Raw genomic sequence first — 10,447 nt, 5'->3', positions numbered from 1 at the left:
CCGACGCGATCTCCTGGTGCGCGGCGGCCGTCGCCTGGACGATCGCGGTGGCGGACCGGTCGACGGCCAGGATGTGGCCGGTGGTGAGCCGCTGCGCGACCGCCCGCGCGGCGGCGCCGGGTCCGCACCCGATCTCCAGGACGCGGGAGTGCGCCTCGAGGGGGAGCGCGTTCACGATCGCGGCGAGCCGTGGCGACAGGTGGACCGGCATGAGACGCACGATAGGCGCCACCCGGGGGCTGTCCCGGTCGTGCGGGGCCGTACCGGGCCGTCGAATGCGTGACCGGGATCCGGTCCGTCCGCAAGGCGTAGGCTCGCTCCGTGTCCTACTCGTACGACGATCCGGATGATCCCGGCCCGCAGCCGCGCCGCCCCCTGAGGCGAGGCGGTGGCCTCGTCGCGGTCGCCGCCCTGGTGCCGACGGCGCTGGCCGGCTGGCTGCTCTGGCAGGCGATGGGCGGTGGCGCCGAGGAGGACGAGCCGCCGAAGGTGCTGCCGCTGCCGAGCCAGTCGACGTCCGCGGGGAAGGCGAGCCCGTCGGGCGAAGCGCCCTCGAAGACGCCCGACGACCCCAAGCCGTCGAAGTCGACGAAGAAGCCGGCCGCTGATCCGAAGGGCCCGCTGTCCGGCAAGGTCATCGTCATCGACCCCGGGCACAACCCGTCGAACTTCCGGCATCCGCAGGACATCGCCCGACTCGTCGACATCGGCACCAACAAGAAGGAGTGCGATACGACGGGCACCTCCACCAACTCCGGTTATACGGAAGCGGAGTTCACGCTCGACGTCTCGCACCGCATCCGTGAGCTCCTGGAGGACCAGGGTGCGACCGTCAAGCTGACGCAGGACCGCAACCGCGCCTTCGGCCCCTGTGTCGACGAGCGCGCCGAGATCGGCAACGAGGCGAAGGCCGACGCGGTCGTCTCCGTCCACGCCGACGGCTCGGGCGCCGGCAACCGCGGCTTCCATGTGATCCTTCCGGCGGCCGTGGACTCGGGCTCCGCCGACACCCGCGCGATCGTCGGTCCGTCGCGCGATCTGGGGGTGCGGATCGCGGGCAGGTTCGTCAGCGCGACCGGTATGCGCCCCTCGAACTACATCGGCGAGGGCACCGGCCTCGACGTCCGCCGCGACCTCGGCGGCCTGAACCTCAGCAAGGTCCCCAAGGTGTTCGTCGAGTGCGGCAATATGCGGGACGCCAAGGACGCGGCCCTGCTGGGCAGTTCGTCCTGGCGTCAGAAGGCGGCCAAGGGGATCACGGACGGGATCTCCGGCTTCCTCACGTCCTGAGGAGGGCTCTGCGGTGGACGGTCGACTTCCCTTGCCCGCGCCCACGGTCCTCGAAGCCGAGGACGGGTTCATCGACTGGGAGTACACGGGCCCGCTGACCGTTCGCGTGGCCGCGTACCCCTCGATGGCGGCGAACGACGTCGTCACCGTGCACTGGGAGTCGCGGGCCGGCCGGCATGACGAGCCGGTGCGGGTGAGCGGCGCGTGGGTGGGCGCGGCCCTGTCGGCGCGTGTTCCGAACCGCTGTCTGAGCAGCGGCTCCAACAAGGTCTCGTACACGGTGGAACGGTTCGCCGGAGGCGTCGAGAGCTCCCGCACCCTCCTCGTCAACGACCGCGGCCGGTGACCGCGCCCGCCGGCAAGGGGCAAAAGCCGACCATGATCTGACCTTCCGTCAGATTGGAACGTGTTCTACTCTGCCCGCCATGGGCATCGGGATCACGCAAGAGCAACGGGAGTTGGCCGACGCTGTCCGTGGCTGGGTGGCCAGGGCCGTGCCGCCGGAGGAAGTGCGCAAAGTGCTCGACGCGCCCGGCGGCGGGGGACGGCCGGGGTTCTGGGGTGGTCTCGCCGAGCAAGGGCTGCTCGGCGTGCATCTGCCGGAGGAGTACGGGGGAGGGGGCGGCGATCTCGTCGATCTTGCCGTCGTCGTGGAGGAGGCCGCCAGGGGCGCGCTGCCCGGCCCGTTCCTCGCCAACTCCCTTGCCTCGGCGGTGCTCGACCGTGCCGGCGAGCGCGAGCTGACGGCCGCGCTGGCCGGGGGCGAACGGATCGGGGCGGTCGCGCTGACGGCCGGGACTCTTACCTTCGTACGGGACGGTGAGGGGTATCTGCTCGACGGCGAGGCGCCGCCCGTGCTCAGCGGGGGCGAGGCGGATCTGGTGCTGCTGCCCGCGCAGGGTGCGGAGGGTGTGCGGTGGTTCGCCCTCGACGCCGCCGACCTCGTCGTACGACAGCAGGAGAGTGCCGATCCGACCAGGCCCACCGCCGAGATCAGGGCCGTGGGCGCGCGAGGGCGGCTGATCGAGGCCGACTCCGGGCTCGTACGGGATCTGGCGGCGGTCGTGTTCGCGGCCGACGCGTGCGGGACCGCGGCGTGGGCGCTGTCGACGGCAGCCGAGTACGCGAAGGTGCGCGAGCAGTTCGGGCGGCCGATCGGACAGTTCCAGGGGATCAAGCATCTGTGCGCCGACATGCTGGTGCGGGTCGAGCAGGCCCGGGCGCTGGTGTGGGACGCGGCGCGGGCGGCCGGTGAAGAGGCCGCGGACGTGCGGGAGTTGGCGGGCGCGCTGGCCGCGTCCGTCGCGCTCGATGCCGCGTACGCGTGCGCCAAGGACTGCATTCAGGTGCTTGGCGGAATCGGGTTCACCTGGGAGCACGACGCCCATCTGTATCTGCGGCGGGCGCTGGTCGCGCGGCAGCTGTTCGGCGCGGGGGACGCGCACCGGCTGCGGGCCGTGCGGCTCGCGGAGGGCGGGGCGCGCAGGGAGCTGCGGCTCGAACTGCCGGCGGAGGCCGAGGAGTTCAGAGCCGCGGCCCGTGAGGTCATCGAGCCCGTACGGGGCCTCGATCCGAAGGCCGTACGGCAAGAGCTCGCGCCGACCGGCTATACGGCGCCGTATCTGCCGGAGCCGTACGGCCTCGGGGCCGGGCCCGTGCAGCAGCTCGCCGTGCAGCAGGAGCTCAGGGCGGCCGGTGTGAAGGTGGCCGACCTGGGGATAGCGACGTGGGTGGTGCCCTCGCTGATCGCGTACGGCACGCAGGAACAGCAGGACCGCTTCCTCGGCCCGACACTGCGCGGCGACCTCCTGTGGTGCCAGCTGTTCAGCGAGCCCGGCGCCGGCTCCGATCTCGCCTCGCTCCGGACGAAGGCCGAGCGGGTGGACGAGGGCTGGAAGGTCAACGGGCAGAAGGTGTGGACGAGTTCGGCGCAGTGGGCGGACTACGGGATCCTGCTCGCGCGGACGAATCCGGAGGCGCCCAAGCACAAGGGGCTCACGTACTTCGTCATCGACATGAAGAACACCCCGGGCATTGATATCCGGCCGCTGAAGGAGATCACCGGGGAGGCCATGTTCAACGAGGTCTACTTCGACGACGTGGTGCTGCCGCCGGACGCGGTGGTCGGGGAGATCGACGGCGGCTGGAAGGTCGCGCGCAACACGCTCGGCAACGAGCGGGTGCACATGGCCGACCAGATGACCTTCGACACCGGGCTCGAGAAGCTCATCGCGCGGGCCGCCGATCTCGACAACGCCACCCGGGCGCGGATCGGCGGGCTCGCGGCCGAGGCGCACGCGCTCGCCTGCATCGGGCTGCGGACCACGCTGCAGCAGGTGTCGGGTCTCGAACCTGGCGCGGGTGCCTCCATACGCAAGCTCGTCCAGACCCCGCACCAGCAGAAGGTCGCCGAGCTCGGGCTCGAACTGCTCGGCCCCGCGGGCGCGTTGCGCGAAGGCCCGGGCGAAAGGGCCGTGCACTCCTTCCTCATGTCCCGCTGTCTGACCATCGCGGGCGGCACCACCCAGGTCCAGCTCAATGTCGTCGCCGAGCGCATTCTCGGCCTGCCCAGGGACTGAAAGGCGTAACCGGACATGAACGCGATGAAGACGTACATCGTCGGCGTAGGCATGACGAAGTTCGAGAAGCCCGAGAGCCGGGACTGGCAGTACTGGGACATGGCCAAGGAGGCCGGCACCAAAGCCCTCGAGGACGCCGGGATCTCGTACGACCTCGTCGAGCAGGTGCCGGTCGGCTACTGCTTCCAGGCCTCCACGGCCGGGCAGCGTGCCGCGTACGAGATAGGGCTCTCCGGCGTCCCGGTCTACAACGTCAACAACAACTGTGCGACCGCTTCGACCGCGCTGATGATGGCCCGGCAGTTCGTGGCCGGCGGGCTCAACGACTGTGTGCTCGCGCTCGGCTTCGAGAAGATGAAGAAGGGGGCGCTCGGCGGCGGCGCGGACGGCGGCGACTTCAAGACCTCGCCCGTCGCACGGCACTACGGGATCATGGCCGCCAAGCACGGTTTCGAGATGTCCCCGCCCACCGCGCAGATCTTCGGTGACGCGGCCCGTGAGCACATGAAGCTGTACGGGACGACCGAGGCGCAGCTCGCGGCGGTCGGCGCCAAGAACCACAGGCACTCGGCGAACAATCCGTACGCCCAGTTCCAGGACGTCTACACGGTCGACGAGATCCTCGCCGCCAAGACCATCCACCGGCCGCTCACCAAGCTCCAGTGCTCGCCCACCTCGGACGGGTCGGCCGCGGCCGTGGTCGTCTCGGAGCGGTTCGTCGAGCGGCACGGTCTCGAGGACCGGGCCGTCGAGATCGTCGCGCAGACCATGACGACGGACACCGAGGAGTCCTTCGCGTCCGGCTCGTGCATCGACGTCGTGGGCAAGCCGATGTCGGCGGCGGCCGGACGCCAGGTCTTCGAACAGGCCGGGCTCGGGATCGAGGACGTCGACGTCATCGAGCTCCACGACTGCTTCTCGATCAACGAGCTCCTGACGTACGAGGCGCTCGGCATGTGCGCCGACGGGGAGTCCGGCAAGCTCGTCGAGTCCGGGGCCACGACGTACGGCGGCAAGTGGGTCGTGAACCCGTCGGGCGGACTGATCTCCAAGGGGCACCCGCTGGGCGCGACCGGGCTCGCGCAGGTCGCCGAGCTGTCGTGGCAGCTGCGGGGGCAGGCCGGGGCGCGGCAGGTGGAGGGGGCGCGGGTGGGGCTCGCGCACAACATCGGCCTTGGCGGTGCGGCGGTTGTGACGTTGTTGCGTCGAGGGTGAGGCCCGTCGTCGGGGTGCGGGCCCGATCATTGCTCATCACGCCCCTGAGCTGCGATGATCCACGGCCTGCACCATGACCACGGGGGAGAGTCCGGCCATGCGACCTTTGAGACCACGCAGCATCAGGGCTGTGTCTGCGTCAGTCCGGAGGAAGACGCGCCACCGGGTTCTGCTGCTGGCCGCGGCCGGCCTCGCTGCCGTCTCCGCCACGGGGTGCGGCGGTTCCGCCGACGCGGTGGAGGGACTGCCGGTCAAGGTGGTCAACAAGTCGGCGTGGGATGCGCAGGTGTTCGACTGTCCGCCGTGCGGAGAGCATGGCATCAAGGTCGAGAGGGATCCTGACCGGTCGGCGGGCGGCGGTCTCATCGCCGGCTGGGACGAGGAACGCGAGTGGCCCGTGACGTACAGGGTGGTCGTCCGCGGGGTGGAATCGACCTGCCCGTTCATCGACCCCGCCCCCGCCAAGTCGGCCGGTGAAGGCGCCGTAGGCACCCGTGACGTCATCTACGTGGTGGACGAGGCCGGGAAGTGCGTCGAAGGGCCGACCAGCATCGACGACATCTGACGGGCAGACCCGGCGCCGCCGTCGCCGTCCCAGGCGTCCACTCCACCGGACCTAGTTCCGAAGACCGATGGCCGCTGCATCGAAACCCCGATGCAGCGGTCGTCGGCGGCCTGAGAGCATGGCGCTCATGGCCCAGACACCCACCCAAGCCCCGATATCCACCGGTACGTCACGCCGCTCCATTCCGACCTGGGCGGTGGTGCTCACGGCGTGTGCGGGCCAGTTCCTCGTCGTCCTCGACGTGTCCGTGGTGAACACCGCGCTCCCGTCGATGCGCTCCGACCTGGGCCTGAGCGCGCTCGGCCTGCAGTGGGTGGTCAACGCGTACTCGATCGCCTTCGCCGGCTTCATGCTGCTCGGCGGACGGGCCGGGGACCTCTTCGGGCGCAAGCGGATGTTCCTCGTCGGGCTCGCGCTCTTCACGGCCGCCTCGCTCGCGGGCGGTCTCGCACAGGAGAGCTGGCAGCTGCTCGCCGCCCGCGCCGTCCAGGGCCTGGGCGCCGCGGTGCTCGCACCGTCCACACTCACCCTGCTCACCTCGGCCGTCCCCGAAGGACCGGCCCGGATCCGCGCCATCGGCACCTGGACCGCCGTCGGCGCGGGCGGCGGTGCGGCCGGCGGCCTGGTCGGCGGGCTGCTCACCGATCTCCTGTCGTGGCGCTGGGTGCTCCTGATCAATGTGCCCGTAGGTGTCCTCGTCCTGGTCGCCGCCGTGTTCTGGCTGAGCGAGAGCCGGGGCGGCGAGCGGCGCCGGCTCGATCTGCCGGGCGCGGTCCTGGTGACGGCCGGGCTCGCGACCCTCGCGTACGGGATCGTGCAGACCGAGGCCGAGGGCTGGACCGCTCCCGCGACGCTGGTCCCGCTGGCCGCCGGACTGCTCCTCATCGCGGTGTTCCTGCTGGTCGAGGCGCGGACCAAGACGCCCCTGATGCCGCTCGGGCTCTTCAGGGTGAGGTCGGTGGCGGCGGCGAACGCGGTCATGATGGTGTGCGGTGCGGCCAGCTTCGCCATGTGGTTCTTCATGACGGTGTACGCGCAGAACGTCCTCGGCTACTCCGCCATCGAGGCCGGACTCGCCCTCGTCCCGTCCTCGTTGACCGTGATGCTCGGCTCCAAGCTCGCGCCCCGTCTGATGCGCGTGATCGGCGCGAAGAACGTGACGATCCTCGGCATCCTGATAGCGGCCTCGGGCTACGGACTGCAGCAGGCGACGATCGCGCCCGACGGCGGCTACCTCAGCTCGATCCTGTTCCCCGGCATCCTGATGATGCTCGGCGCCGGCCTGGCCATGACCCCGCTCGCGTCGCTCGCCACCTCGGGCGCCGCGCCCTCGGAGGCGGGCCTGGTCTCCGGCCTGATCAACACCTCGCGCACCATGGGCGGGGCGCTCGGCCTGTCGATCCTGTCGACGATCGCCGCGGCACACTCCGGCGGCGGCTCGGATCCGGCGGCGCTGACCGACGGCTATGCGGCCGCGTTCCGTACGAGCGGTCTGATCCTGCTCGGGGGAGTGGTCCTCGTTCTGCTGTGGATGCCCTCGGAGCGGGCGCCCAAGGTACCCGCGGCCCGCAAGTCCGCCTAGGGCGCGTCGTCCGGATCAGGCCGGACCCCCGACGCCTGGCACGCCCTGGCGCAGGGCCTCCTGCCCGACATCGGCCGAAAGGCGAGCCACCACCCGGAACCCGCCCCGCTCCCCAGGCCCCCACTCCAGCTCACCGCCCGCCTGCGCAAGGCGCTCGGTCAGCCCGCGCAGTCCTTTCCCGGGCTCTTCGAGCAGGGGAGACCCCAAGCCGGAGGCCTGGGCGCCCTTGCCCGGGGACCGGCCGTCGTCGGTGACGGTGAGCCGGGTGTCGTCGGTGGTGCCGGTGACCTCGATACGGCAGCTCGTCGCGCCGGAGTGCCGTACGACATTGGTGACGGCCTCCCGTACGACCCACGCGAGCAGCGCACCGGTCACCGGGGACGGAGCGGGACCCGACCGCCGGACCACCGCCTCGATGCCCGCGGAGGCCAAGGTGTCGCGGGCGCGGTCGAGTTCGGTGCCGAGGCTCGACTCGCGGTAGCCGGTGACCGCCTCGCGTATCTCGGTGAGCGCCTGGCGGCCCACGGTCTCGATATCGGCGATCTGCCGCAGCGAGGCGTCCCGGTCATGGGGGGCGAGCCGCCGGGCGGCCTCGGACTTCACCACGATCAAGGTGAGGGTGTGGCCGAGCAGATCGTGCAGATCGCGCGAGAAGCGCAGCCGCTCCTGCTCCACGGCCACCCGCGCCAACTCCTCGCGGGTCTCCCGCAGTTCGACCACCTTCTCCGAGAGCGCGAGGATCGCGGCGGTGACAAGCCCGGAGAGCAGCGTGCCGTAGCCGCTGGTCACCGCCGACCAGGCGTCCGCGTCCCTCCCCCAAGCTCTCGGCTCCGCTCGAGCAGGGGGGACCCCCATGGCCCCGGTGACGGCGGCCGAAGCGGTCAGGAGGCCGACCGTCCAGGCCAGCCGCCGCCCGCGCAGCGCCGTACCGACCGCGAGGGACAGCAGCGGGAACAGGGCGAGCCACGGACCGCCGTACCCGATCGCGAGGCCGAAGGTGACCGCCGCCATGCCGGTGAGGGCCACGTAGGTCCAGCGGGCATCGCGCCGGCGGAAGGTCTGCAACACCACGGAGACGTAAAGGGAGTTGAAGACGAGCAGTCCGATCCCGCCCACCCAGGGGTTGGGTGTCTCTCCGCGTACGACATTGGAGAAGGCCCCCATGCCGAGCAGCAGCCACGGCAGGAACGCGAACGCGCCGCGCGGTCCGGGCCGGCCCGTGCGCCGGGGTCGCACGGGCTTGCTCCCGCTCCGCGCCTCGCCCGGCCGCTCGCTTCGCGTATGCGTCACGGGGGCCATGGTCACACCGTCCGCGCCGAACGACGATAGGACGAAGCGGCATACGCGCCGAACAGCAGCAGCCAGCCGCACAGCACGAGGACCGTGGTGGCACCCGGCGCCGCGCCTTCGGTCGTCGACCAGCCGAGGTCCGCGAAGCTGTGCGCGGGCGTGTAGTCGGACAGGGCGCGCAGCCAGCCGGGGAACAGTTCGGACGGGAACCACAGGCCCCCGACGACGGCGAGGCCCATATTGCAGATCATGTTGACGACGCCGGTGGTCTGGGTGCTGAGGCGGTAGCCGTTGCCGAGGCCGAGCAGCGTGAACGGCAGCGCGCCCAGCCACAGGAGCAGGACCAGGGCGACCCACTGCCAGGCGTCCATGCGTACGCCATTGATGAGCGCGCCCGCGGTCAGTACGGCGGCGATCGCCGGCAGCACCGTCACCGAACCGCTCAGCGCCCGGCCCGTCACCACCTGGCGCGGGGTGAGCGGGGTGACCCTGAGCTGGCGCAGCCAGCCGTGCGCGCGGTCGTCGGCGACGGCGGTCCCGGTGCCGAGGGCCGCGCCCAGCGCACCGTAGGCCGCCATGCCGACCATGGCCGAGGTCTTCCAGGCGCCCGCGTCCTCGTCACTCGCACCGAGGTTGGTGAACAGCAGGTACATCAGGACGGGCATCCCGATCCCGAAGACCACGAAGCCGGTGTCGCGCAGGGTCCGGCGGACTTCGAGGCGCAGATAGTCCAGGTTGGCGGGCATCACACCGGCTCCAGGGTGTCGGTCGGGTCGTCGGAGGTGCCGGTCCGGCCGGAGGTGCCGGTCCGGCCGGAGGTGTCCGTCGGACCGGTGGTGTCTGTGGTGTCCGTCCGGCCGGAGGTATCCGTCGGGTCGGAGGTCAGGGCGAGGAACGCGTCCTCCAGGGAGGCGGGTTCGACCCGCAGGGCCCGTACGGCCCCTCGCCCGGCGAGTGCGACCACGGTCGCGTCCGAGTCCTCGCTGCGCAGGCTCGCCCGCTCCCCGCGTATCTCCACGGCGGTCACCCCGGGCAGCGAGGTCAGCCGGCCGGAGTCCTGCCCGGCGAGGTCGAAGGAGACAAGCGTCCCGCCGGCCCGCCGCTTGAGCTCCTCTCCGGTGCCGTCCGCGACGATCCGGCCGTGGTCGATGACGACGATGCGGTCGGCGTTCGTATCGGCCTCCTCCAGGTAATGCGTGGAGAAGAGCACCGTGTTGCCGCGCCGCGCGTAGCCGCGCATCGCCTTCCAGAACGTCTGGCGGGCCTCGACGTCGAGGGCCGCGGTCGGCTCGTCGAGCACGATCAGCTCGGGGTTCCCGGCGAGCGCGAGGGCGAACCGTACGCGCTGCACCTGACCGCCCGAGAGCCGGTCCACGCGCCGGTCGGCGAACTCGCTCAGACCGGCGAGCGCGAGGGCTTCGGCGACCGGCATCGGCCGCGGATACGTACGGCCGACGAAGGTGACGAGCTCGCGCACCGTGACCCGCGGGATCGGGCGGCCGTCCTGCAGCATCGCGCCCACCCGCCCGGCGCGGACGGCCAGTCCGGGGCTCTCGCCGAACAGGCGGACCGTGCCCGCGTCGGGCTCGTCCAGGCCGAGCAGGAGCGAGATCGTGGTGGACTTGCCGGCGCCGTTGCGGCCGAGCAGCGCGACCGTCTCACCGCGCCCGACGGCGAGGTCGACGCCGTCCACGGCGGTGACGGAGGGGAAGGCCCGGACCACTGTGCTCAGGTCCACGGCCGGCGTGGTCGTTGTCATGCCATGACCGTACGGAGCACGGGCGGGACGGCGGCAGAACCTCCTGTCAGGAGCTCCGCAGGACAAATGTCATGCCCGGCGCATGACAGTGGCATCAGCACGCCCCTGATGAGGAACTTCCCGCACAGTCCCAGTATCTGGTGGGGCGTCAGAACATGGTGTCCGGA

The 10,447-nt window shown here is 71.4% G+C and carries 10 protein-coding genes; 6 read left to right on the top strand and 4 right to left on the bottom strand.

Annotated features, from left to right (window positions below):
* Window positions 1-211 (bottom strand): class I SAM-dependent methyltransferase (locus tag JAO81_RS40705; RefSeq protein ID WP_199553053.1); only part of this gene is annotated, 211 nt, incomplete at its 3' end.
* A 110-nt stretch (window positions 212-321) separates the two neighbouring features.
* Here JAO81_RS40705 and JAO81_RS40700 point away from each other — a divergent pair.
* The 6 genes from JAO81_RS40700 to JAO81_RS40675 all read left to right on the top strand — a co-directional run bounded on the left by JAO81_RS40700 (window position 322) and on the right by JAO81_RS40675 (window position 7,231).
* Window positions 322-1,290, top strand: coding sequence for an N-acetylmuramoyl-L-alanine amidase (locus JAO81_RS40700; protein ID WP_199553052.1), 969 nt, complete (start codon window positions 322-324; stop codon window positions 1,288-1,290).
* A gap of 13 nt (window positions 1,291-1,303) precedes the next feature.
* Window positions 1,304-1,636, top strand: a complete 333-nt coding sequence (locus JAO81_RS40695) for a hypothetical protein (protein WP_199553051.1) — start codon at window positions 1,304-1,306, stop codon at window positions 1,634-1,636.
* A 79-nt stretch (window positions 1,637-1,715) separates the two neighbouring features.
* Window positions 1,716-3,869, top strand: a complete 2,154-nt coding sequence (locus JAO81_RS40690) for an acyl-CoA dehydrogenase (protein ID WP_199553050.1) — start codon at window positions 1,716-1,718, stop codon at window positions 3,867-3,869.
* A 24-nt stretch (window positions 3,870-3,893) separates the two neighbouring features.
* Window positions 3,894-5,084 (top strand): lipid-transfer protein, encoded by a 1,191-nt coding sequence (locus JAO81_RS40685; RefSeq protein WP_199553054.1) that lies wholly within the window; start codon window positions 3,894-3,896, stop codon window positions 5,082-5,084.
* A gap of 130 nt (window positions 5,085-5,214) precedes the next feature.
* On the top strand, window positions 5,215-5,649 hold the full coding sequence (locus JAO81_RS40680; RefSeq protein WP_199553049.1) for a hypothetical protein: 435 nt from the start codon (window positions 5,215-5,217) through the stop codon (window positions 5,647-5,649).
* Window positions 5,650-5,776: 127 nt separating this feature from the next.
* Window positions 5,777-7,231 (top strand): MFS transporter, encoded by a 1,455-nt coding sequence (locus tag JAO81_RS40675; protein WP_199553048.1) that lies wholly within the window; start codon window positions 5,777-5,779, stop codon window positions 7,229-7,231.
* A gap of 15 nt (window positions 7,232-7,246) precedes the next feature.
* On the opposite strand, the gene JAO81_RS40670 is transcribed toward JAO81_RS40675, so the two are convergent.
* Genes JAO81_RS40670 through JAO81_RS40660 form a run of 3 tightly spaced genes read right to left on the bottom strand, consistent with a single transcriptional unit; the run spans window position 7,247 to window position 10,280 of the window.
* Window positions 7,247-8,530, bottom strand: coding sequence for a sensor histidine kinase (locus JAO81_RS40670; RefSeq protein WP_199553047.1), 1,284 nt, complete (start codon window positions 8,528-8,530; stop codon window positions 7,247-7,249).
* A gap of 2 nt (window positions 8,531-8,532) precedes the next feature.
* Window positions 8,533-9,267 (bottom strand): ABC transporter permease, encoded by a 735-nt coding sequence (locus JAO81_RS40665; RefSeq protein WP_199553046.1) that lies wholly within the window; start codon window positions 9,265-9,267, stop codon window positions 8,533-8,535.
* Window positions 9,267-10,280, bottom strand: coding sequence for an ABC transporter ATP-binding protein (locus tag JAO81_RS40660; RefSeq protein ID WP_199553045.1), 1,014 nt, complete (start codon window positions 10,278-10,280; stop codon window positions 9,267-9,269). Before JAO81_RS40660 ends, JAO81_RS40665 begins: the two co-directional genes overlap by 1 nt.
* Window positions 10,281-10,447 lie beyond the last annotated feature (167 nt).

The sequence above is a fragment of the Streptomyces sp. N35 genome (assembly GCF_016464295.1).
Taxonomy (GTDB): domain Bacteria; phylum Actinomycetota; class Actinomycetes; order Streptomycetales; family Streptomycetaceae; genus Streptomyces.
The sequence above is the reverse complement of the archived record's forward strand: the minus strand, read 5'-3'. Positions and strand labels throughout refer to the sequence as shown.